The sequence below is a fragment of the Gilliamella sp. BG7 genome (assembly GCF_046635565.1).
In the GTDB taxonomy this organism is placed as follows: Bacteria; Pseudomonadota; Gammaproteobacteria; order Enterobacterales; family Orbaceae; genus Gilliamella; species Gilliamella apicola_P.
The window spans coordinates 52517-76172 of the sequence record NZ_JBIDFB010000010.1; the positions used below are offsets into that span (position 1 = coordinate 52517).

The 23656-nt window shown below is 34.6% G+C and carries 24 protein-coding genes; 13 read left to right on the forward strand and 11 right to left on the reverse strand.

The features are described 5' to 3' along the window. Positions 1-90 precede the first annotated feature (90 nt). Positions 91-1449, forward strand: coding sequence for an MmgE/PrpD family protein (locus tag ACGH49_RS07770; protein ID WP_065606510.1), 1359 nt, complete (start codon positions 91-93; stop codon positions 1447-1449). A 37-nt stretch (positions 1450-1486) separates the two neighbouring features. On the opposite strand, the gene ACGH49_RS07775 is transcribed toward ACGH49_RS07770, so the two are convergent. The 7 genes from ACGH49_RS07775 to syd form a co-directional block, all read right to left on the reverse strand. Beyond that, a complete protein-coding gene (locus ACGH49_RS07775) occupies positions 1487-2239 on the reverse strand; it encodes an amino acid ABC transporter ATP-binding protein (RefSeq protein WP_411588929.1) in 753 nt (250 codons plus the stop codon). Between the two features lie 11 nt (positions 2240-2250). Further along, positions 2251-2922, reverse strand: a complete 672-nt coding sequence (locus tag ACGH49_RS07780) for an amino acid ABC transporter permease (protein ID WP_065606506.1) — start codon at positions 2920-2922, stop codon at positions 2251-2253. Next, the gene (locus ACGH49_RS07785) at positions 2919-3701 is read right to left on the reverse strand and encodes an amino acid ABC transporter substrate-binding protein (RefSeq protein WP_065606504.1); all 783 of its coding nucleotides are present in this window, start codon (positions 3699-3701) and stop codon (positions 2919-2921) included. Before ACGH49_RS07785 ends, ACGH49_RS07780 begins: the two co-directional genes overlap by 4 nt. Continuing rightward, positions 3658-4221: a GNAT family N-acetyltransferase gene (locus ACGH49_RS07790; protein WP_081298002.1), complete on the reverse strand. Its 564-nt coding sequence runs from the start codon at positions 4219-4221 to the stop codon at positions 3658-3660. The genes ACGH49_RS07785 and ACGH49_RS07790 overlap by 44 nt, the downstream gene beginning before the upstream one ends. Continuing rightward, complete coding sequence (gene purB, locus ACGH49_RS07795; protein WP_411588930.1) at positions 4218-5579, reverse strand: adenylosuccinate lyase; 1362 nt, start codon at positions 5577-5579, stop codon at positions 4218-4220. Before purB ends, ACGH49_RS07790 begins: the two co-directional genes overlap by 4 nt. Positions 5580-5870: 291 nt before the next feature. Continuing rightward, positions 5871-7046, reverse strand: coding sequence for an aromatic amino acid transaminase (locus ACGH49_RS07800; RefSeq protein ID WP_411588932.1), 1176 nt, complete (start codon positions 7044-7046; stop codon positions 5871-5873). A gap of 119 nt (positions 7047-7165) precedes the next feature. Next, positions 7166-7699 carry a SecY-interacting protein gene (gene syd / locus ACGH49_RS07805; protein WP_065606498.1) on the reverse strand — a complete coding sequence of 178 codons (534 nt, stop codon included), beginning with the start codon at positions 7697-7699 and terminating at the stop codon, positions 7166-7168. Positions 7700-8441: 742 nt separating this feature from the next. Here syd and rne point away from each other — a divergent pair. The 6 genes from rne (at position 8442) to metA (ending at position 15976) form a co-directional block, all read left to right on the forward strand. After that, positions 8442-11144, forward strand: coding sequence for a ribonuclease E (rne, locus tag ACGH49_RS07810; protein WP_065606496.1), 2703 nt, complete (start codon positions 8442-8444; stop codon positions 11142-11144). Positions 11145-11217: 73 nt separating this feature from the next. Then, positions 11218-12153 (forward strand): ABC transporter permease subunit, encoded by a 936-nt coding sequence (locus ACGH49_RS07815; RefSeq protein WP_065606494.1) that lies wholly within the window; start codon positions 11218-11220, stop codon positions 12151-12153. After that, on the forward strand, positions 12146-13006 hold the full coding sequence (locus tag ACGH49_RS07820) for an ABC transporter permease subunit (protein WP_411588934.1): 861 nt from the start codon (positions 12146-12148) through the stop codon (positions 13004-13006). The genes ACGH49_RS07815 and ACGH49_RS07820 overlap by 8 nt, the downstream gene beginning before the upstream one ends. A 2-nt stretch (positions 13007-13008) precedes the next feature. Next, positions 13009-13998 (forward strand): oligopeptide/dipeptide ABC transporter ATP-binding protein, encoded by a 990-nt coding sequence (locus tag ACGH49_RS07825; protein WP_065589644.1) that lies wholly within the window; start codon positions 13009-13011, stop codon positions 13996-13998. Positions 13999-14020: 22 nt separating this feature from the next. Continuing rightward, positions 14021-14833: an ATP-binding cassette domain-containing protein gene (locus ACGH49_RS07830; protein ID WP_411588935.1), complete on the forward strand. Its 813-nt coding sequence runs from the start codon at positions 14021-14023 to the stop codon at positions 14831-14833. A gap of 210 nt (positions 14834-15043) precedes the next feature. After that, positions 15044-15976, forward strand: a complete 933-nt coding sequence (metA, locus tag ACGH49_RS07835) for a homoserine O-acetyltransferase MetA (protein ID WP_065606488.1) — start codon at positions 15044-15046, stop codon at positions 15974-15976. Between the two features lie 155 nt (positions 15977-16131). Here the strand turns inward: metA and dtd are convergent, their stop codons facing one another. The 4 genes from dtd to rpsT all read right to left on the reverse strand — a co-directional run bounded on the left by dtd (position 16132) and on the right by rpsT (position 18442). Beyond that, positions 16132-16566, reverse strand: a complete 435-nt coding sequence (gene dtd, locus ACGH49_RS07840; RefSeq protein ID WP_411588937.1) for a D-aminoacyl-tRNA deacylase — start codon at positions 16564-16566, stop codon at positions 16132-16134. A 33-nt stretch (positions 16567-16599) separates the two neighbouring features. Continuing rightward, entirely contained in the window at positions 16600-17406 is an 807-nt protein-coding gene (locus tag ACGH49_RS07845; protein WP_411588938.1) for a virulence factor BrkB family protein, read from the reverse strand. Between the two features lie 24 nt (positions 17407-17430). Continuing rightward, entirely contained in the window at positions 17431-17979 is a 549-nt protein-coding gene (locus ACGH49_RS07850; RefSeq protein ID WP_176701687.1) for an SPOR domain-containing protein, read from the reverse strand. A 199-nt stretch (positions 17980-18178) separates the two neighbouring features. Continuing rightward, a complete protein-coding gene (gene rpsT, locus ACGH49_RS07855) occupies positions 18179-18442 on the reverse strand; it encodes a 30S ribosomal protein S20 (protein ID WP_025316521.1) in 264 nt (87 codons plus the stop codon). Positions 18443-18666: 224 nt separating this feature from the next. On the opposite strand from rpsT, the gene pgk reads away from it, so the two are divergent. The 6 genes from pgk to rplL all read left to right on the forward strand — a co-directional run bounded on the left by pgk (position 18667) and on the right by rplL (position 23459). Next, positions 18667-19830, forward strand: coding sequence for a phosphoglycerate kinase (pgk, locus tag ACGH49_RS07860; RefSeq protein ID WP_065606480.1), 1164 nt, complete (start codon positions 18667-18669; stop codon positions 19828-19830). 73 nt (positions 19831-19903) lie between these two features. Next, positions 19904-20983: a class II fructose-bisphosphate aldolase gene (gene fbaA / locus ACGH49_RS07865; protein ID WP_034910416.1), complete on the forward strand. Its 1080-nt coding sequence runs from the start codon at positions 19904-19906 to the stop codon at positions 20981-20983. Between the two features lie 188 nt (positions 20984-21171). Then, positions 21172-21600: a 50S ribosomal protein L11 gene (gene rplK, locus ACGH49_RS07870; RefSeq protein ID WP_034884321.1), complete on the forward strand. Its 429-nt coding sequence runs from the start codon at positions 21172-21174 to the stop codon at positions 21598-21600. Between the two features lie 3 nt (positions 21601-21603). Next, complete coding sequence (rplA, locus tag ACGH49_RS07875) at positions 21604-22305, forward strand: 50S ribosomal protein L1 (protein WP_411588940.1); 702 nt, start codon at positions 21604-21606, stop codon at positions 22303-22305. Between the two features lie 230 nt (positions 22306-22535). Then, a complete protein-coding gene (gene rplJ, locus ACGH49_RS07880; protein WP_065606478.1) occupies positions 22536-23033 on the forward strand; it encodes a 50S ribosomal protein L10 in 498 nt (165 codons plus the stop codon). 57 nt (positions 23034-23090) lie between these two features. Continuing rightward, positions 23091-23459 carry a 50S ribosomal protein L7/L12 gene (gene rplL / locus ACGH49_RS07885; protein WP_065606476.1) on the forward strand — a complete coding sequence of 123 codons (369 nt, stop codon included), beginning with the start codon at positions 23091-23093 and terminating at the stop codon, positions 23457-23459. Positions 23460-23656 lie beyond the last annotated feature (197 nt).

A 23656-nucleotide genomic window follows, 5' to 3' on the forward strand; every position in this document is an offset into this window, starting at 1 on the left:
ATTTATTTTTCATTATGTTACTTATGGTAAAGCAAATTATTTTATTAAATGGTTATTTTTATTACTTATTGTATTTATTGAGAATATAAAATGAATTTAGGTCAACAATTAAGTATTTTAATAAAAAATACTTCAATAATCAGTGATCCTCAAGTTATTGATTGTGCTATCAAGGGTATAACCGATTATTTTGCTTGTAGTTTACAAGCTTGTCAGAAAGATGATGTTCATAAATTACTAGCATGGATAGCAGATGAGGGTGGAAATACTAGAGCTTTGCTGATTGGTCAAAAAAAGTTAGTTACGGCAAGGCAAGCAGCACTTTTTAATGGCTTCCAAGCGCATTGTTTAGATTATGATGATGTACATTCAGATGTTAGAGGCCACCCCTCAGCCGTTATTTTATCCGCTCTTATTGCTAGTGTTCGATTAGATAGTATTGAACAAAAGGTTGATAGTCGACGTTTTTTAACGGCTTATGTTATTGGTATCGAAGTGATGGCTTTGTTGGGTAAAAGTGTTAATCCACAGCATTATGAAAAAGGTTGGCATGCAACTATTACTTTGGGTGGAATTGCCGCCACTGCTGCTATTTGTTATCTCTATGATGAACCTTTTTTATCACAGGCATTAACATTAGCAGCTACACAAGCATCAGGAATGCGTTTGTTAATGGGTACTCCGATCAAATTTTTACATGCAGGATTAGCAGCACAGCATGCTGTACAATCCGTTGAATGGTTAAGAGCTGGTATACATGCCGATCAGGATTTTTTAGATGATAAATTAGGTTTTTTGGCTATTTATGGGCAAGGTAATACACATTTTGATTTAAGTCATTGGGGTAAAACTTGGAAGATTGTGGATCCCGGATTATGGTTTAAAAATTATTCTTATTGTTCAGCTGCTGCTTATATTGCTGATGCGGGTCAATTACTTTACCAAAATCTTAGCTTTGAATTTGATAATATTAATAATATTGTTATTTATTTTGCACCGCCAAATAGTGATGCTGCACTGATATATAAAACCCCTTCATTGGCGCAGCAAGGACGTTTTTCGGCTGAATATGTTTTAGCATTAACTCTTTTAGGATTGCCACTTGGTTTTGAGCAGTTTTCATCACAACCTATTTCAAATGCAATAAAACAATTAATGCAGAAGATGAAACGAAGTTATCAAACGCATCTTACGCCACATCCCGAAGCTTATAATGGGCGTTATGTAATTATTGATATTTTTCTTAAAAATGGTAAAAAGATAAGTCAGTGTATTGATATTCCCAAAGGTTCTCCTAAAAACCCATATAGCCAAACTGAAATGTCGTTAAAATTGCATTCAGCGATTAAAGATCAAGCTAAAACAGAGCAATTATTAACAGATATTCATAAACTAGCAAAAGGTTTAGATTTTCGTCAATTTCTATTATCTTATTTATTTACTCTTTAAATATTAAATTATTATCATTAGTTAATATAGTTTTTAACTAAATTTCAAAATCAATTTCGTCAGTTAGCTGGCGTAAAAATCGTTGCGTAATTTCATTTTGAGGATTATCGATGACTGATTTTGCTGATCCCTCTTCGATAATCATTCCTTCAGCCATAAAGATAATTCTATCTGCAACGTACTTAGCGAACTCCATTTCATGAGTTACTATAATCATAGTAATACGTTCTTTTGCTAGCTGTAGCATGACTTGCAATACTTCGTGTACTCGCTCAGGATCGAGTGCAGAAGTCGGTTCATCAAATAATAATACATTTGGTTTAACAGCTAAAGCTCTTGCAATTGCAACACGTTGTTGTTGACCACCCGATAAAGTGATGGGATATTGTGTTGCATATGGCAACATACCGACTCGTTCTAATAATGATAATCCTTGTTGTTTTGCTTTGGTTTTATCCATTTTTTGACCAACAATTAATGGATAAGTTATATTTTCTAATGCTGTTTTATTTTTAAATAAATTATAGTGTTGGAAAACCATAGCGGACTGTTTTCGTAAGTTGCTTTCTTCTTTAATACTATAATGCTTACTATTAAGTGATACAGTTCCTATTTTGATAGTGCCAGTATTTGGTTTTTCTAGTAAATTTAAACAACGTAACAGAGTTGATTTTCCTGAGCCTGATGGGCCAATAATGGCAACAATTTCACCTTGTTTTATATTTAAGTTGATGTCCTTTAATACTTCATTATTTGCAAAACGTTTAGATAAATGCGAAATAGAAATCATAACCTTACTCCTTAACGATGATAAGGTATACTGAGCTTTTGCTCTAATTGTTTTTGTATCCAAGAATAGACAACAACAGTTAACCAGTAAACAATACCTACAGCTAGATAGGTTTCGAAGTAGAGGAATGAGTTAGCAGTTAACATTTTCCCCGATGCTAATAGTTCTTGCACGCCAACAAAAAAGGCAACAGATGAATCTTTAAGTAATGAAATGAACATATTACCGGCGTTTGGTAGAGCATTGACCATAGCTTGTGGTAGTATAATACCCCGATAAACTTGTATTTTACTTAAACCAACGGTTATTCCTGCCTCTTTCTGACCCTGATCAACGGACTTTAAACTTGCTCGGAAAATTTCAGCTAAATAGGACGAATATTTTAAACTGAAGCAGATAATGGCTGCTGTTGTAGCGCCCATTTGTTTTAAAATAGGAAAAATTTGTGGTAATCCGTAATAAATAATAAACAGTAAAACAACAGAAGGTATTCCTCGAAACAGTGAAATAAACAGTGCAAAAAACGAATCGATAATGATTATTTTATTGCTACGTAATAGTGCAATCGCAAGTCCAAATATAATGGCAAACATAATCGATATGATGGTAATAAAAAGTGTAACTGGCAGATAAGGTAATATCTGCGGAAACACACTTAAAAAATAGTTTACATTAAAATTCATAGGGTAATATCTTCACCAAAATATTTAATTGCAAGGTTTTTCAATGTGCCATTGGTGCGTAACTTTTCGATGGCTTGATTGAATTTTTCACGTAGTGCTTGACCTTTTTCATCTTTACTAAATGGAAAAGCAACTTGCTCAATAGTAATTGGCTCACCTACTAATTTAAACGGTAGGTTTTTACGCTTAATTTCAGCCAGTAATATTGGCTTAGAATTGACATAACCATCAACTCGTCGATACTCCGTGTCATACATTGCACCATCTCGTGTTTCATAGGTTTTGATTGTTATTTCGTTGTTAGGAAAGGCTTTTTTTAGATTGTTTATATGATTTGAGCCTAGCACACCGGCAATGGTTTTACCTTTAAAATCAGATAATTGCTTGATATCGTTGTTATCTTTGTGGGTAACAACTTGGCTACCGTAAAGGCTATAGGTATTGGAAAAATCATATTTGGCTTGACGAGCAACTGTAACCGCAACTGCATTGGCAATAGTATCTAAACGCCCTGAATCAAATTGCCCCATCAAGCCACCAAATTCAGCAATGATCCATTCGACTTTATAGCCTAATTCGTTAGCAATTGCTTCAGTAACTTCAACATCAAATCCGACTAAATTGCCATCTTGTTTATAACCGTTTGGATAGCTTTGTCCTGTGGAGCCCACTTTAATGACATTTTGCTCTGTTACTTGGTGATTGGATTTATTATCACAACCAATTAAGGCTAGGCTAGTTAATAAAAGAGCGGACAGTAACTTGCTTATTTTTTTCATTGTTTATTACTCCTTTTTTCCATTCGGTATAGTTTTTATGATTTAAGATTTTTTCAAAATAAAGCGTGGTATGATCGAGTGTTAAATTAGCTTCCCCTATTTTTTTATAGCCTCTATTAATATAAGTTTGGGCAAGCCATGGATGATTTGCAGCAGTGCCTAACGTGACAGCAGGTAATTTTAGTTGGTTAATTAGAATTTGCTGTTCAACAAAATTCCATAATGTATTACCATAACCTTTGCCTTTATATTGTGGCGCTGTTGCAAACCAACCTAAATGTGGTAACCCATAAGGTCCAGGGTTATTGCCCCACGGAAAGCGAATACTTAAGGTTGATAGTAGATCACCTTCTTTTTCTAATAGATACACGGCATTCGAATTAATATGGTCAGCAATTTGTGATTGCGTGACTGTTGCTGCGGCAAAATGGATGCCTAATTGAGTGGTAGTTTGATAAGCACTATGCAATAGCGCCTGATAAGCCGGAATGTCTTTATGAGTGATTAAGCGAAAGCTCATGCTAATACTCCACACTGTTCAGCATATTGAATAACTTGTGCTACTTTTTCCGGTGCAGAGCCAATATAGCTAATTGGATCTAACCAAGCATCAAGTTCGGATTCGGTGAATTCTTTATTTAAACGTGGTTCTTCTAATAATATATCTTTAAATGGTCGATTTTGTTCAAATGCTTTCATGGCGCTTTGGTAAACTAAATTATGTGCAGTTTGTTTACCTAATCGTTTGCCGATTTCAAACATCACTTTTTCAGATAGTAGTAAACCATTTTGTAGTGATAAATTGGTCAACATTTTGTCAGCATTGACTTTAAGTCCTTTAAGTACTGCAAGTGCTGTGTGTAATTGCGCTGAAATATAGAGATTAATTTCTGGTAGTGCGATCCATTCGGCTCGCCAACTCATGGCATCGCGCTCATGTTCAACTTTCATTGATTCGTGAATTAACGCGACGCTTTTTAAAAGTGGAGCTGTCAAACTGGCTAAACCTTCTAATGCCGCTGGGTTGCGTTTATGTGGCATGGTAGTTGAGCCTATTTTACCTTCCGAGAACGGTTCTTCAACTTCGTTAATTTCGGTACGCATTAAGTTGTAAAATTCATTGCCTATTTTACCTAATGTGCCACTAATTAGCGCAATGACTGATGCATATTCAGAAAAACGGTCACGAGCTGCTTGCCAACCGATATTAGGGATATTAAGTCCCAGTATTGTTAAAGCACGAGTTTCAATTTGTGGTCCTAACTTGCCCATTGAGGCATAAGTACAAATTGCACCACTAATATTACCGACTAATACTCGTTGTTTGATTTCACTTAAACGTTGTAAGTGCCGAATAAATTCATCTAACCATACGGCAAGTTTAAAACCAAAGGTTGTGGGGAGTGCCTGCATGCCATGGGTTCGTCCAACCATGGGTAAATACTGATACTTTTTGGCTAAACGTTTTAGTTCTAGTGCCACTAGTTTGCTATCACGTTCAATTACAGTAAAAGATTGTTTTAATTGTAAAACAGTTGCAGTATCGACGATATCTTGTGTGGTTGCGCCGTAATGAATATATTGACCTGCATCACCGACTTGTTTTTGCAGTGCATTAATTGTTGACATTAATGAATGTTTGGCTTTAGCTGCTTCTTCGGCAATTTGTTCAATTGATAATTTAGAAGCATCGGCTTTGGAAATGATTGAATTGGCTGATTCAATTGGAATAACACCTAACTTACCTTCCGCTTTAGCTAAAGCAACTTCGACATCCACCTGTTTTTGCAAGCGATTTGTCTCTGACCAAATTGCTCTCATTTCATTAGTACCAAAGTTATTGCCCAAAATTAAAAAATCTAAAATATGTGACACCACCAAACTATCCTCAATAATTGTTACTATCCTACTAAATAATTATTAGTAATTATTGGAGTATCGTCTAATAATCTGTTTTTCTATTGATATAATCAAATGGAATAAGATATTAATAAGAGAGGGAGGAGGTGTAAGTAATCATTAGGATACTTTTTGATTAATAAGGATATGTATGCCAAAGCTAAGCATATTTTTTTATAGTAAAAAACATATTAAATTTAAAGGAGGAGTAAATAGAAACACCCTTTAATTGAGCGTTTCTATTGTTATGACTGTTTATTATTAAAATTTCTATAGTACTTCAACAATTGATTCGCAAAGTCTGGACATGTTATCTAATGTCATACCAGCCACGTTGATACGTCCTGAGTTTACGATGTAGATGCCATAATCATTACGTAATTTTAGCACTTGTTCTTCGTTCAAGCCACTGAACGAAAACATGCCATTTTGTTTGGCAATAAAACTAAAATCTTGATTTGCACCTTTGTCTTGTAAGGTTTTTACAAATAGTTGTCGCATGCGGTGAATACGTTGACGCATACTTGTTAATTCATCGATCCACTCTTCTTTTAATTCTTCATTGTTTAATATATAAGAGACGATTTTAGCTCCATGGGCAGGAGGGTTTGAGTAATTAGCTCGAATAATTGTTTTAACTTGACTAAAGGCTCGATCGGCAATTTCAGCATTTGCCGCAATTAATGTAAATGCTCCCACTCGTTCGTTATATAAACCGAAATTTTTAGAGTATGAACTTGCAATAAGTAGTTCAGGATGATTATTGGCAAATAACCGTAACCCATAAACATCTTCTTCTATACCTTGTCCAAAGCCTTGATAAGCTAAATCAAACAGTGGTAACCAACCATTTTCTAAGGCAAGATCCGATATAGCTTGCCATTGTTCTGGAGTTGGATCGATACCCGTTGGGTTATGACAACATCCATGGAATAATACCGCTTCGCCAGCGGCAACTTGATTTAAGCTACTCATCATAGCATCAAAATCAAGAGTGTGCGTTTGTGCACTGTAATAATAGTATTCGCGTACTTCAAGGCCTGCCATTTGGAATACACTACGATGATTTGGCCAAGTTGGATTACTTACCCAAACTCGTTTTATTTTGGTTCGACGAGCTAAAAAGTCTGCCATAATGCGTAAAGCCCCTGTTCCTCCGGGGGATTGTGCAGTTCTTGCTCGTTCATTTTCACTACCAAAAAGCAAAATTTGCGTTGCGATATTGAAAGATTTTAGACCGTCAATAGGGAAATAACTTTTGGTGATTTCGTCATTTAGTAACAAATGCTCTGCTTTTTTTATACTTTCTAAAATAGGGGTTTTTGTCGTATCATCTTTATAAATACCGACGCTTAAGTTAATTTTATTGGTGCGTTCATCTTTATTATAAAGGTCAGCTAGCCCTAAAATGGGATCGGTTGGCGCTGCTGTCAAATTTTCAAACATAATCCACCTATTTAATTGATTATTATTACTGCATTATATACACATTATTTTGTAAGTTACAATTTCAAATAGGTATACGAAAAAATAGATTTTTGTAAACATTTTTAACTTTCTTATAGTTACTGAAAAACTGTAAGTTGATTAAAAAATGAAATCAAATCATTAGTTAATGTCGTTAGTTCTCCTGTAATTAAGTCCTCTTTTACTATTTCGCCCGTTAAATTGTTTAATGAAATTATTTTTGTGCTGTCATCCGTTGTAGCTATAAAAATGGTTGGTGTTCGTTTTAATCTTTTTTGTTGGGATAAATGAGCTATTAAATTTTGTTCTAAAGTTGAAAAGTCATCATCGTTCCATGCTTGAATTAAGGTTAAATGTGTGTCGGTAAATTTAGCCGTCATATTGCCTGCATATTGTGTACCATAAAAAATGTGAGCAGATGGATGTAAAATGATACCAATAACTTGTTCAACAATCGAGAGATCTCTTGGCGGTTCTAATAAGAATGGTTGCCAAAATACCGTGAGATGGTCAGTTTTTAAAATACAAGGCGAGGGGATGGCATGTAGTTCTTCGCTTTGTGGTGCGTATTTGAATTGCTCAATCCAACGAGTAGTAAAATTAAGTAAGGCAATTTTATTGGCAGAGTTCATAAACAGATATATCCTATATTTAAATTATAATGTCATTTTATTGTAATTATACTGATTAGGATTTGTTATGCATAATTACATCGGCGTTTTATTTTTAAGTAATGAAATAATTAGTAAAAAAATTTTATAAAAAAGTTTCAGGTAACTAGGTGTTTTAATATAAAAATTTAAGCAAATTAAATAATTTATTTATCTTGTGGTTAAAGCTAGTTGAATGTAGTCAAAAATGAATTTTTAACTGATTGTAAAATAGTCAGTTTAATTTACTTGCTATCCTTGACTGAAACGTTAATAATAGTGGCGGATAATTTTATCCTTGTAATGCAGCAATGGCGTTAGACATTACAGTTTGTAAAAATAAAATAGCGTAAGTAGAATCATTATAATTAGATAATATGTTTATTTTAAACAATTGCATAAAGATTTAGTTTATTTGCTAAAGCCGGTAAGACACAAAGGTTTGCAAATTATCCACATTAATAGTGTCGATAAATTATATAATTAGGTTTTTTTAAAGTATTTAGTGCTTTTAATTTAGCATTTTGCTTAATGTATTATATTAATGTTGTGTAAGCGGTGTCAGGTTCACATAAAATAATAACAAAAATAACAGAAATAAAATAATGAATGCTGTATACCAATATTTAGTTAAGTACCATTATTCATCATTGTTAAAATAATCACTTATCAATAATAAGATTCTACCTAACTGTTAATTAAGATTAATCAAGAGTGTAGAATAATGAAAAGAATGCTAATCAATGCAACCCAGCAAGAAGAGCTGCGAGTTGCGCTTGTTGATGGTCAACGATTGTATGATTTAGATATCGAAAGCCTTGGGCATGAACAAAAGAAAGCGAATATTTATAAAGGTAAAATCACTAAAATTAATCCAAGTTTAGAAGCCGCTTTTGTTTCGTATGGTGGTGAGCGTGATGGTTTCTTACCTTTAAAAGAGATTGCTGAAAGCTATTTCCCATCTAATATTTCTGGTCGTCGTAGTATTAAACATCTACAGGAAGGTCAAGAAGTCCTTATCCAAATTGAAAAAGAGATTCGTGGCAAAAAAGGTGCGGCTTTAACTACCTATATTAGTTTAGCTGGTAGCTATTTGGTATTGATGCCTAATGATCCTCGTGCTGGTGGTGTTTCACGCCGTATAGAAGGTGAGGAAAGAGCAGATCTTAAACGTATTATTGATGCAATTGAAAAGCCAAAAGGTATGGGCGTTATAGCTAGAACGGCGGGCGTTGGTAAAAGCCAAGAGGAGTTGCAACAAGATTTAGATGCATTAGTTAACTATTGGACAGCAATTCAAAACGAAGCAAAAAAACATCCTGCACCAAGTTTGATTCATAAAGAAAGTGATATCATTACTCGCGCGTTTCGTGATTATTTGCGTGATGATGTTGGTGATATTTTAATTGATAATTCTAAAGTACTTGAGATTGCTAAAAAACGTTTAGCTGATTTGGGACGTGTTGAGTATATCAGTCGCTTAAAGCTTTATGAGGGTGATGTGCCATTATTTAATCATTTCCAAATTGAGGGGCAGATTGAGTCGGCATTTCAGCGAGAAGTTCGCTTACCTTCTGGTGGTTCAATTGTTATTGATGCCACAGAAGCGCTTACAGCAATCGATATTAACTCGGCTAAATCCATTCGTGGTAGTGATATTGAAGAAACAGCATTTAATACTAACCTTGAAGCAGCCGAAGAAATAGCTCGTCAACTACGTTTACGCGATTTAGGTGGTTTGATTGTTATCGATTTTATTGATATGACACCGGTCCGCAATCAGCGTGAGGTAGAAAATCGCTTAAAAGAAGCGATGAAAACCGATCGTGCACGAATTCAAACTACGCGAATTTCACGCTTTGGTCTACTTGAAATGTCGCGCCAACGTTTAAGCCCATCATTACGTGAAGCAACGCATCATATTTGTCCTCGTTGTCAAGGTACAGGTACAGTTCGGGACAATAATTCATTGTCTTTATCTATTCTTCGATTGATTCAAGAAGAAGCAATGAAAGATAATACAGTACAAATCGATGTCATTGTTCCTGTGCCAATAGCAAGCTATTTACTCAACGAAAAACGTCGTGCTATCACAAATATTGAAAGCATGCATCCTGATGTCAAAATTGTGATTGCTGGCGATGAAGAGATGGAAACCCCATTGTATAAGGTGATTCGTAAGCGTAGAGGAGAAGAAACAGATGTGCTGAGCTATAATCTTCCAAAATTGATTCGTGAACTTGAGGAAGAGGAAGAAGAGCAACAAGCTGTTGAAGTTATTGTTGAACAAGCTGTATTATCAGGTCCTAAAGTTGAAGCATGTGCAACACCAAAAGAAAAGGTAGAGTTAAAAACTAAAAAATCAGATGGTCTGTTTAGTGGGTTATTTGGTAAATTACGTAAACTGTTTGTTACTGAAAAAGTAGAACCTCAGCCAGAAGTTAAAACAAGATCGACCAAAAGACGGGATAATCAACGTTCAAACAATCGACGTCAACGTAATAACCGAAATAACAATGCAGCTAATAATGGTAATGTTGTTGCCGTAGGCAATACTAATGAGGTTAAAGAATCAAGTCGAAATAATAATCGCAGAGCTAAACAAAATAGTAATTCAAATACTAATTTAGTAACCCCCGAAAATAATCTTAAGGCAGATAGGGTTGTCGATGAAGAGGTACAACCAAAACTGCGTGAAGCTAAGCCAAGGCGTCAACAACGAACATTAACTAAAAGTGTTCGTGTGAAAAATAGTAATGCCATGGCTATGGTGCAAACTGAACTAGAACGAGTTGTTATTCCTTCTTTATTATTACCTATTATTGTTTCAGAATCAGCTGAGGACAATATTGTATCAGAAATTCAACCGAAACGTCAGCGTCGTACTTCAAGACATTTACGAATGAATGGCCAACGTAATAAACGTCGTGTTCGTAATGTAGAACTAAAACAGTCTCCAATGCCATTACCGTTTGCCGCAGCATCATTGGAATTAGCTTTAGGTCGCGTTGTTGTTGATTACAGTCAAATAACTAATGAAGAGCAAAATAATGTGGTACCTGTCATTCCATCGCTTTTACTTCCTGTTATTGTTAAAAATGAGGAAGATGTAAATAGTACTGATACTGCTAATGTTGATGAGGTATCAAAAGCTCCGTTATTTGTAAGTGCTCAAGAGGATTTTAACGTTAGTGAGCAAAATGGTAATTATATTGATCTGGTAAGCAATGATTTACACTCAATAGGTTATTCTTCTTCAGCGATGACTAAAGCTCCTGCACCAGAATATGTGACTTCTGATGTCGGAATAAAATCGCGTGAAGAATTGGACTATCATTTTGAAGGTAAAGGTAATGCTGGTGGTTTAAGTGCTCAGGATCATGCTTATGCTGCAGCAAGTAAACCGGTAATACCGGACAATCAATAAAAATAGATTAAAACACGGTAGTGTGTTTATGTCGCCGTGTTTTAATTAATTATAATAGCGATAAAGATAAACAATGATTATCTATATTTTCAAAAAAATAGTAACGTTTTTGTTTATTATCTGCGTATTAGCTCAGATCAGTTTTTGTTTAGTTTATTTTAGCCCTCACTCAACATTTAATATTAATAATTTAAGCTTTTTGGATGCCTACAGTGCTTTTTTTAAACAGTTACCGCAAGGTCAATTCAGATTGTTAACTGGAGAAGCAGTACCGTTTTTCCATATATTATTGGCTACATTTGAACTGTGTATTCTCGCTTTATTCGTTGCTTTACTGATTGGATTGCCATTGGGAATTTTTCTTGGACTTAGTAATATTCATTGGTTAAATAATATTATCCGTTTAGGATCTTTATCATTGTATTCTTGCCCTATAGTTATGGTTGTTATTATCGTTATGTATTGGTTATCGCCAACTTGGTTGATATCGATAAATTTTGATGTATCGCCATCAATAGCTGGAACTTCGTTATTGGATCTTTTGATTTCATCAAAAATAGGTAAATGGCATATGATATTGGGTCAACTTCACTATTTGTTTTTGCCAATCATTATTTTAGCTATTCAACCAAGCATTATGACTATTCAACTTGTTAGCCAGAATGTAAGAAATATATCACGACAGAATTTTATTAAAATGGCAATTATTCGTGAGCGCTCGCCGTTCAAAATTTTACGCCGCCATTTATTACCTAATTCCATTCCCGCGACTATTCCACAGCTGACTTATAATACGACAACACTACTTTTTTCAACTATGGTAATTGAAATTTTATTTAATCGAGTAGGATTAGGGCAATGGGTGATGCTTGCTTATCATCATCATAATTATTTTGTTATTTCTATTGCCATTTTAGCCTGTGGCACTGTCATCAGTTTGTTAACGTTATTGGGCGAAATTTCAGCGGTAGTTATTTATCCTTTACGTCATAAGGAACATTATGTCTAGGCAAGCAAGATTGCTTAAAAATGTTAATTTAAGCTTTAATCGGTTGCATAGCAATCTTTACTTAATTGTTGGCTTTTATGGCATATTAGCAATCTCATTTGTGGCATTATCAACCAAATGGTTCTTTCATGCTCATTTAAACCCTATTTACCCAACTTCATTACCACCTGCTTGGTGGTCTAATGGTGATATTAATCATATATTAGGTACAAATGCTAAAGGACAAGATATTTTTGGTTATTTGTTAATTGGTTATCGTTCAACCATGTCAATGACATTAAAGGCGGTTTTTTATGTGGCTGTCATTGGTGGGCTAATTAATTACTTAATGTTTTTTATATCATTTATACGCCCTTTTATATTATTTGTTTTTAAATTTTTTATGGTAGTACCACCGTTACTTGGTGTGATTGTGATTAGCTTATTATTAGAAGATGACATTACTAATATTTTATTGATAATAGGGTTATCTTATACGCCACGCTTTATTTATAATATTCATCAGCGTGCTATCAATGAATGGAATAAAACGTATATTACGGCCTATAGGCTTGATGGTTTATCTTCCTTGGCAATTTTTAATCATTATATTTTACCTAATATTTTACCTATTTATTTGACTGAAATTGTTTCGCTATTTGGTTCGATTATTTTAGCTATTACTACCATAACTTTTTTAGGTTTTGCAAATGATATTTCTCGACCAGATTTAGGTATGATGATGTTTCAAATGAAAGATATCATTGCAACTAATTATTTAGCCTTTTTATCTCCGGGAATTGCAGTTTCTGCTACAATTATTTTGGTTTATTTATTCAATTTTGGATTATATGGCCGTCGAGCAGGAACTTAATTATGGCATTATTAGATATTCGTAATTTAACCATTGAGTTTATTACACCAGATGGTCTTTTGCGCGCAATTGATCGCGTAAATTTAAAGTTGTCAGAAGGTGAAATTCGAGGTTTAGTTGGTGAGTCAGGATCAGGAAAAAGCCTTATCGCTAAAGCTATTTTAGGTGTGACTAATCATAATTGGAAGATTTCAGCTGATCGATTTTATTTTAATGACATTGATTTACTTAAACTCACTCCTAGACAGCGCCGAAAAGTCATTAGTGCCAATATATCGATGATATTCCAAGAACCACAATCTTGCTTAGATCCTTCCATGAAAGTAGGACAACAATTAATTAGTGCAATTCCAAGAAGGACATTTAAGGGGCATTGGTGGCAAAGGTTATTTTGGCGTAAACATCGAGCGATTGAGTTATTGCATCGGGTAGGAATTAAGAATCATAAGGAGATATTAAAATCTTATCCGTTTGAATTGACTGAAGGTGAATGTCAAAAAGTCATGATTGCAATTGCGTTAGCTAATCAGCCTAAGCTACTTATTGCTGATGAGCCGACAAATGCGATGGAAGCAACTACTGAAGCACAAATTTTTAGGTTGCTAGCTAGTATGAATCAAAATGTGGGTACCACTATCTTATTTATTAGTCATGATCTGCAAATGGTTACCAGATGGACTGATCGTATCAATGTTTTATATTGTGGACAGACAGTTGAAGTCGCTGATAGTAAAGATTTAATTAAATCGCCTTATCATCCTTATACTCAGGCGCTAATTTATGCAATTCCTGATTTTGGTAAAGCGATGCCGCATAAAAGTCCTTTAAATACTTTGCCTGGAGTGATTCCATCATTAGAACACCTACCAATAGGTTGTCGATTAGGGCCTCGTTGTCCATATGCCCAGAAAAAATGTATTTTGGCTCCAGAATTGATACCGATAAAAGATCATTTCGTAGCCTGTCATTTTCCGTTAAATACAGATGAGTAGCCATAAATAATAGGAATATACGATGAATCCAATATTAAGAGTGCGTAACTTATCTAAGCAATTTAAAATTCCTAAAGGTTTTCTGGGGCATTTATACATTAATGCAGTGAAGCCATTATCGTTTTCTCTTAATGAAGGTAAAACGCTTGCAATTATCGGACAAAATGGCTCTGGCAAATCGACACTCGCAAAAATGTTAGTTGGTATGATAAAGCCTGATAGTGGAGATATCTGGATTGACGGTAATAAAGTTCAATACGGCGATTATAGCTATCGTTGTCAACTAATTCGTATGATATTTCAGCATGTAGAAAGTTCATTTGATCCAAGATTACGTATTGGGCAATTGCTTGAAATCCCATTAAAGTATAATGTTAATTATGATGCTCATGAACGCGAAAAGTTAATTAGAGATGTATTGAAGCAAGTTGGATTGTTACCTGAACATGCCTCTTATTATCCTTCGGTGATGGCTGCGGGGCAAAAACAGCGAGTGGCATTAGCTCGAGCATTGATTTTAAAACCCAAAGTGATAATTTTAGATGAAGCATTAGCTGCACTTGATATTTCGATGCGTTCACAAATTGTTAATTTAATGCTGATGTTACAAGCTGAACAAAATATCTCTTATGTATATGTAACTCAAGATATTGGGATGATGAAACATATCAGCGATGAAATTTTAGTTATGCATAATGGCGAATTGGTTGAATATGGTAATACTGCTGAAGTATTAGCTTCACCGCTGAGTGATATTACCCAAAAATTAATCAATAGCTATTTTGGTGAAGCGCTTACCGCAGATACTTGGCGTACCGATACTCGTACTTTTTAATCAACAATTCTATTCGAGTTATTTTGATTTTTGCATGAAGCAATACACATTTCTTTAGAATGTTCGTCAATTTGTAATTTGATTATTCTGATGATTTTGTTAAATAAAAAATCTCGACAAATAAATTAAAAGATACTATATTTAGCTATATGGATTTCTAGACGTCTATTTGATGTTTAAAAATAACTTATCGATTTAGGAGTTTTTATTATGCCTATTTGTATTCCTGACTCATTACCTGCGGTTGATGTATTACGTAATGAGAATGTATTTGTTATGACGTCATCGCGTGCTAATACCCAAGAAATTCGACCTCTTAAGCTTCTTTTTTTAAATTTAATGCCTAAAAAAATCGAAACAGAAAACCAATTTTTGCGCTTACTTTCTAATTCATCTTTACAAGTTGATATTCAATTATTACGTATTGATCAGCGAGAGTCTAAAAATACGCCAATTGAACATTTAAATAGTTTTTATTGTGATTTTGATGATATTTGTGAGCAAAATTTTGATGGGTTAATTATAACAGGTGCCCCACTAGGGAAAGTGGCTTTTTCCGATGTTGTGTATTGGTCTAAGTTAGCCGAAATTATTACTTGGGCAAAGGATCATGTTACTTCAACTATGTTTGTTTGTTGGGGTGTTCAAGCTGCTTTGAATGTCTTATATGATTTACCAAAATTTACTCGCACGCAAAAGTTATCGGGTGTTTTTCAGCATCATATTGTGCAATCTAATGCGATTTTAACACGCGGTTTTGATGATACCTTTTGGGCTCCCCATTCTCGTTATGCTGATTTTCCAATTGATAAAATAAAAACATATACCGATTTATCTATTTTAGCTGAGTCTGATATTACTGGTCCTTATTTAATGGCTACAGCTGATAAGCGAATGGTGTTTGTAACAGGTCATCCTGAATATGATTCTTCAACGTTGGCAAATGAATATTATCGAGACTTAAATGCAGGTATTAATCCTGATATGCCATATAATTATTTTCCTGATAATAATCCTCATTTAACACCAAAAGCCACATGGCGTAGCCACGCTTACCTATTATTTAGTAATTGGCTCAACTATTATGTTTACCAGTTAACTCCATTTGATTTAACTACTCGAAATTTAACAATTGATGACTAATAAAGGTTAGCCGCATCTTATAATCAAATTTTGTTAGGTTGTTGCTAGATTTATTTAACAATAACCTATTTAAATTGGATCTTACAATGCCAAATATTAAATAATAATTGGTAAAACTTGCGGAATATTATCTGAATGTAATTTTAGTTATATAACTAGACTTGCAACCAGAATGTTACAGGACCATCATTAATCAATGATACTTGCATGTCGGCTGCAAATTGGCCAGTTTGAGTTGTTATTTTTTGTTGGCATTGTTCTACAAAAAACTGGTAAAGCCTATTTGCTTCATCGGGTTTAGCGCCTTTTGTAAAGCTTGGTCGCATTCCTTTTTTAGTGTCTGCAGCTAGGGTAAATTGAGAAACAACTAATACTTCGCCATTAGCTTGGTTAACATTTAAATTCATTTTTCCTTCATTATCGCTGAAAATACGATAACCTAAAACTTTGTCACATAAACGAATTGCTTTTTGTTCGTCATCATCTTGCTCAACTCCGAGGAAAATCAGTAAACCCTGATTAATCTGTCCAATGATATTATTGTCTACTGTAACACTAGCTTGTTTTACTCGTTGGATTAAGGTGATCATAATTTAATTACTCTGGTAAAGAAGGGTTGTTAACTATATGTTTTTTTGTCGGTTATAGTCAGTTAAGGTTGCTGCAAATTCGGCCCCAAACAAGACAATGCACCAAGAAAAATAGATCCAAACTAACATAATGGGGATTGATGATACTACTCCGTAAATGAGTTGATATGTTGGAAACGAAGTAACATATAGAGCAAATGCGCGTTTACCTATTTCAAATAAAACTGCAGCGACAAACGCTCCAACCATCGATTCTTTTAAAGGTACAGATTCGGTCGGGATAATGCTATAAAGTAGCCAAAATCCAACCACAGAAATAAAAAATGGTAAACAATTAAGTAGTATATTGCCAGCTGTTGCTGTAGATAGCCATTTCAATGAAAAGATATAAGAGCTAACTGCTATACTAGAACCAATTAAAATTGGACCTAAGGTTAGTATCGTCCAATACATAGTTAAATTGTACATAAAGGAACGTTTGTGTTTAGTTTGCCAAATATGATTAAGCGCTGCATTAATTGAGTTGATAAGTAACAGTGATGTAACAATCAGACCAATTACACCAATAAAAGTCATTTTTTTTGTATTGGAGATGAATTGTTCTAAATAATTTTGGATGATGTCGCTCGCTGTAGGAACAAGATTCTTATAGATTAGTTGTTTCAATAAATGGCTAACTTCATTAAATATAGGAAAAGCTGAGAGTAGAGAAAAAATAACGGTAATAAGTGGAACTAGTGCTAGAATGGTAGTATAAGCAAGTCCCGCAGAATAAGTTGTTAGTTGGTCGTGATTAACACGATGCCATAACATTTTTATAAAGATCTGTATTTGCGTCATTGATTTCATTGGCTTATTTATATTCTAGTTAGAAATAACACAACCATTAATTCCATTAATATTTAATAAATTTAATGCGTTATCTGCTTCCTTTTTACTGGTATATGGTCCAGCTGTAACTCGATATAATTGACCTGAAGAAATATTGCCACTAACACCAGTCATTGCAAGCTTAGCTTTTAGTTTATCAGCATTAAATTTATCTTTAAATGCACCACATTGTAATAGCCATTTGTTTGTAATAGCTTGTGTTGGCTGTGATTGTGATGTTACATTTGATGTTTGGTTTTTCGTTGTTGCTTCTTTTTGAGAAGGCGTTACAGTGCGTGCATTATTGACAAAGCTATTTAAGATTTGCTCTCTTTCACTAGCAATTGAACTTGACGCGGAACCATAATTAGCATTAGGGGTTTCTAATTCCTTAAGGTATGTCCAACGCTCTTGAGGTTGTTCAGGTAAAGTTATTGAAGGAGGTTGAGTTTTTGCTTTTGGCGGTTCAGCGGTTTTTTTAGGTGTATTATTTGCAACAAAATAGAGAATAGCAGAAAATAAAATAATAATTATAATAGCCAAAAATATCATAAAATTAGGCTTGTTTCGTGACTTATTTTTTTTTGATTGGCTCTTTTTCCTGACATAATCACGCTGAACCACAATAAACTCTCTTTTTTAATAATATTGTATAAAATAAAACTAGTATATAAATAAAAAAAGTGGCTTACACCACTTTTTTTCGTATTTCTTTAACTATGTTAGTTAAAAAATTAATGTATTAAGCCAATGCTTTAATTTGTTTGATTAAATTTGCTTTATGACGTGCAGCTTTATTTTTATGAATTAAGCCACGAGCCGCTTGACGGTCAACAACTGCTTGCATGTCTTTGAATGCCACTTCAGCTGTTTGTTTATCACCAGCTGCAACAGCTGCGTAAACTTTCTTGATATAAGTACGCATCATTGAACGGTTACTAGCATTATGTTTACGGCGTTTTTCGGATTGAACCGCGCGTTTCTTAGCTGATTTGATATTAGCCAAAGTCAACTCCCAAGTTTAGATAAAAATTATATATTAATAAGGTGGCAGAATATGCCTTAATTTCTTTCCATTGTCAATGGCGCCGCATAAAAAAATATGATTGGTAGTTTTTGTATTTATTATTGATGTTTACTATTTGAACAGTATTGCCTATAACTTAGAAAGAATTTTTATGTTAGAATAACAAAGGTTTTATTTTTTTATATTTTACAAGGGGAAGTATCATGTCTATTATTAGAATGCAAGATCTTGATCTAAAAGGAAAAAGATTATTTATTCGCTCAGATCTTAATGTGCCTGTTAAAAATGGTAAGGTAACTTCCGATGCGCGTATTAAAGCATCATTACCTACTATTGAAGAAGCCATTAAAAAGGGAGCTAAAGTTATGGTTACCTCTCATATTGGTCGTCCAAAAGAAGGTGAGTATAACCCAGAGTTCTCTTTACAACCCGTTGTTGATTATTTAAAAGAACATGTGTCATTCCCTGTTCGTTTAGTAAAAGATTACCTCAATGGTGTAGATGTAAAAGAAGGCGAGTTAGTTGTACTTGAAAACGTTCGTTTCAATGTAGGCGAAGGTAAAGATGATGAAACTTTGTCTAAAAAATACGCTGCTCTTTGTGATATTTATGTAATGGATGCATTTGGTACAGCTCACCGAGCTCAAGCTTCGACTCATGGTGCTGGTAAATTTGCTCCAGTGGCTTGTGCTGGTCCATTGTTAGCAGCTGAACTTGATGCGTTAGGTAAAGCATTAGATAATCCAGAAAGGCCAATGGTTGCTATCGTTGCTGGTTCTAAAGTATCAACAAAATTAACCGTACTTGATTCTTTATCAAAAATTGCTGACCAAATTATTGTCGGTGGCGGTATTGCTAATACTTTTATTGCCGCTGAAGGTTATAATGTAGGTAAGTCTCTTTATGAAGCAGACTTAATTTCAGAAGCTAAAAAATTAATGGCTAACTGTGAAATCCCAGTTCCAACTGATGTTCGTGTTGCAACAGAATTTAGTGAAACAGCAACAGCGACTGAAAAATCAGTTAAAGATGTTAAAGAAAATGAACAAATTCTTGATTTAGGTGATAAATCAGCAGAAGTATTAGCAAGTATTATTAAAAATGCTAAAACCATTTTATGGAATGGTCCAGTGGGTGTTTTTGAATTTCCTAATTTCCGCCGTGGTACTGAAATTGTAGCAAAAGCAATTGCCGATAGCGAGGGTTTTTCAATTGCTGGTGGTGGAGATACATTAGCTGCAATCGATCTATTTGGTATTGAAGATAAAATCTCTTATATTTCAACTGGTGGTGGGGCTTTTCTTGAGTTTGTTGAAGGTAAAAAACTCCCCGCTGTTGCGATGCTAGAAGCTAGAGCAAAGGCCTAGTATTTGAGTTCAGTAAAAGGATGAGATAATTACTAATCCTTTAATTTTTATAAATAAATTTATAGGTAATAAAATGGTTACTAAGATTTCTGATGTTGTTAAACCTGGTGTTGTCACTGGTGATGATGTTCAAAAAGTATTTCAAATCGCTCGCGAAAATAACTTTGCATTACCTGCGGTTAACTGTGTTGACACAAATACTATCAATGCCGTTATTGAAACAGCCGCAAAAGTAGGTTCTCCTGTTATTGTTCAGTTTTCTAACGGTGGAGCTCAATTTATTGCTGGTAAAGGCCTAAAATTAGAAGGTCAAGAATGTGCTGTGTTGGGTGCTATTTCTGGCGCAAAACATGTTCATCTTATGGCTGAAAAATATGGAGTCCCTGTTATTGTTCATACTGATCACTGCGCTAAAAAATTACTTCCATGGGTTGATGGCTTACTGGATGCAGGTGAAACTCATTTTGCTAAAACAGGTAAACCATTATTTTCATCTCATATGATTGATCTTTCAGAAGAGTCATTAAAAGATAATATTGATATTTGTTGTCAATATCTTGCTCGTATGTCAGCAATGAAAATGACTTTAGAGTTAGAGCTAGGATGTACTGGTGGTGAAGAAGATGGTGTTGATAATAGTCATATGGATAGCTCAGCACTTTATACTCAACCAGAAGATGTAGCTTATGCTTATGAGCGTTTAAGTGCTATCAGTCCTCGTTTTACTATTGCAGCTTCATTTGGTAATGTGCATGGAGTTTATAAACCAGGTAATGTTAAATTAACGCCAAAAATTTTAGATAACTCACAAAAATATGTATCTGAAAAATATAATCTACCAGCTAAATCATTAAACTTTGTCTTCCATGGCGGATCAGGTTCTACGCCAGAAGAAATTGCTGAAGCAGTTAGTTATGGTGTAATTAAAATGAACATTGATACAGATACTCAATGGGCTAACTGGTCTGGTATTTTAGATTACTACAAAGCAAATGAAGCTTACTTACAAGGGCAATTGGGTAATCCTGAAGGTGTTGATGCCCCAAATAAAAAATACTACGATCCTCGCGTATGGCTACGTAAAGGCCAAGATTCTTTAGTCGCTCGTTTAGAACTTGCATTTAAAGAGCTTAATGCAGTTGATGTTCTTTAATTCTTATACTGTTTAAGTTTAAAGCAAGGTAAATATCTTGCTTTTGAATTATCCTATAACTTAAATAAATCTTGCATTTTTATTTAAGTTATAGGATAATTCTGCCCTCATTTAACTTAGGGGAGCTGTCTATTTATTAGTAATTATTATTAATAGAGGCGTTTGCACCCGAGCAAAGGAAACTAAAAATGGCAAAAAAAGTACAAGCTTACATCAAGTTGCAAGTTGCAGCTGGTGCAGCAAATCCTAGCCCACCAGTTGGTCCAGCACTTGGTCAACATGGTGTGAATATTATGGAATTCTGTAAAGCATTTAATGCAAAAACAGAAAGCATGGAAAAAGGATTACCAATTCCTGTAGTAATTACAGTCTATTCTGACCGTTCATTTACATTCGTAACTAAAACACCTCCAGCAGCTGTTTTGTTAAAGAAAGCGGCTAAAATAAAATCTGGTTCAGGTGAACCTAATAAGAAAAAAGTAGGTAAAGTAACGAGTGCACAAATTCGCGAAATCGCTGAATTGAAAGCTGCAGATATGAATGGTGCGACCATTGAAACGATGATGCGTTCTATTGAAGGAACAGCTCGTTCAATGGGCTTGGAAGTGGAGGGTTAATTCATGGCTAAATTATCTAAGAAGGCTAAACTTATCCGCGAAAAAGTAAATGCAACTAAACAATATGAAATCAATGAAGCAATTACTTTATTAAAAGAATTAGCTACAGCTAAATTTACAGAAAGTGTTGATGTTGCTGTGAATTTAGGTATTGATTCACGTAAATCAGATCAAAATGTTCGTGGTGCAATCGTTCTTCCTCATGGTACTGGACGTAGTGTGCGTGTTGCTGTCTTTACTCAAGGTGCAAATGCAGAAGCGGCAAAAGAAGCAGGTGCTGAATTAGTAGGTATGGACGATCTTGCTGATCAAATCAAAAAAGGCGAAATGGATTTTGATGTTGTAATTGCATCACCAGACGCTATGCGCGTTGTTGGTCAATTAGGCCAAATTTTAGGCCCACGTGGTTTAATGCCAAACCCTAAAGTTGGAACTGTAACTCCTAACGTTGCAGAAGCTGTAAAAAATGCTAAAGCTGGTCAGATCCGTTACCGTAATGATAAGAATGGTATTATCCATACTACTATTGGTAAAGCTGATTTTGATGCAGATAAGCTTAAAGAAAATTTAGAAGCATTACTTGTTGCGTTAAAACGTGCAAAACCAGCCTCTTCTAAGGGTGTATTTATTAAGAAAGTTAGCCTTTCTACTACAATGGGTGCTGGTGTTGTTATTGATCAAGCAACATTAAATGCAACTGTTTAATTAATTTTATAATTAAATAGCGAAATCGGTTGGTGTCTGGCCTTAACCAGACCCCGTCCAAGACCGTAGGTGTGGTTGATGTTTGACTACTTAATTTTCCTACGTAGACGGTGACAGAACCTGATAAGATATAATAGAAGGATTCTGCTCATCGTGGTTGTGCTAGTTACATTTGTAGCTAGCTTGAATAAGTCTAGGCTTTTGCCTAGTATAATCCAGGAGCAATACCAATGGCACTAAATCTTCAAAATAAACAAGAAATTGTTGCTGAAGTTAATGAAATCGCCAAAGGTGCGCTATCTGCAGTTGTTGCTGATTCTCGTGGCGTAACTGTAGAAAAAATGACTGCATTACGTAAATCTGCTCGAGAAGCGGGTGTTTATATGCGTATTGTTCGTAATACGCTATTACGCCGTGTCGTTGAGGGCACTCAATATGAGTGTTTAAAAGATACGTTTGTAGGTCCAACTCTAATTGCATTTTCAAATGAGCATCCAGGTGCTGCAGCGCGTATTTTTAAGGCGTTTGCGAAAGAAAATGAAAAATTTGAGATTAAAGCCGCAGCCTTTGAAGGTGAGTTGATTACTGCAGCGAATATTGATCGCTTAGCAACATTACCTACATATGAAGAAGCATTAGCTCGCATGATGTCAACCATGAAAGAAGCCGCAGCTGGCAAGTTGGTTCGTACTCTTGCAGCGGTTCGCGATCAAAAAGAAGCTGCTTAATTGGCAGCCTGATTGTGAATTTTATTAATTAGAAATGTAAATTTGGGAAACTATATTATGTCTATCACTAAAGAACAAATTTTAGATGCAGTTGCAGAAATGTCTGTTATGGATGTTGTTGAACTTGTATCAATGATGGAAGAAAAATTTGGTGTTTCTGCAGCGGCAGCTGTAGCTGTTGCAGCAGCAGGTCCTGCTGAAGCTGTAGAAGAAAAAACTGAATTTGATGTAATCTTAAAAGATGTTGGTGCTAATAAAGTAGCTGTTATCAAAGCAGTACGTGGTGCAACAGGTTTAGGCTTAAAAGAAGCTAAAGATCTTGTTGAATCAGCTCCTGCAACAGTTAAAGAAGGCGTTAGCAAAGCCGATGCAGATGAACTTAAGAAAGCACTTGAGGAATCTGGTGCAGTTGTTGAACTTAAATAAGTTTATCAAAAGCAATCTAAATGGCTGGGGGTTTTTGCCTCCAGCCTTTTTGCGCTATAATAAGATAAAGAATTTTATTTGAAGATTATCAATAAAAAATAATAAAGAAATAGTATATTTATTAAGCCTAATCAATTGATATTTATAGATATTTTCGATGAGGTGTCAGGTGTATCAGTTGGCAACAACAACCTGAT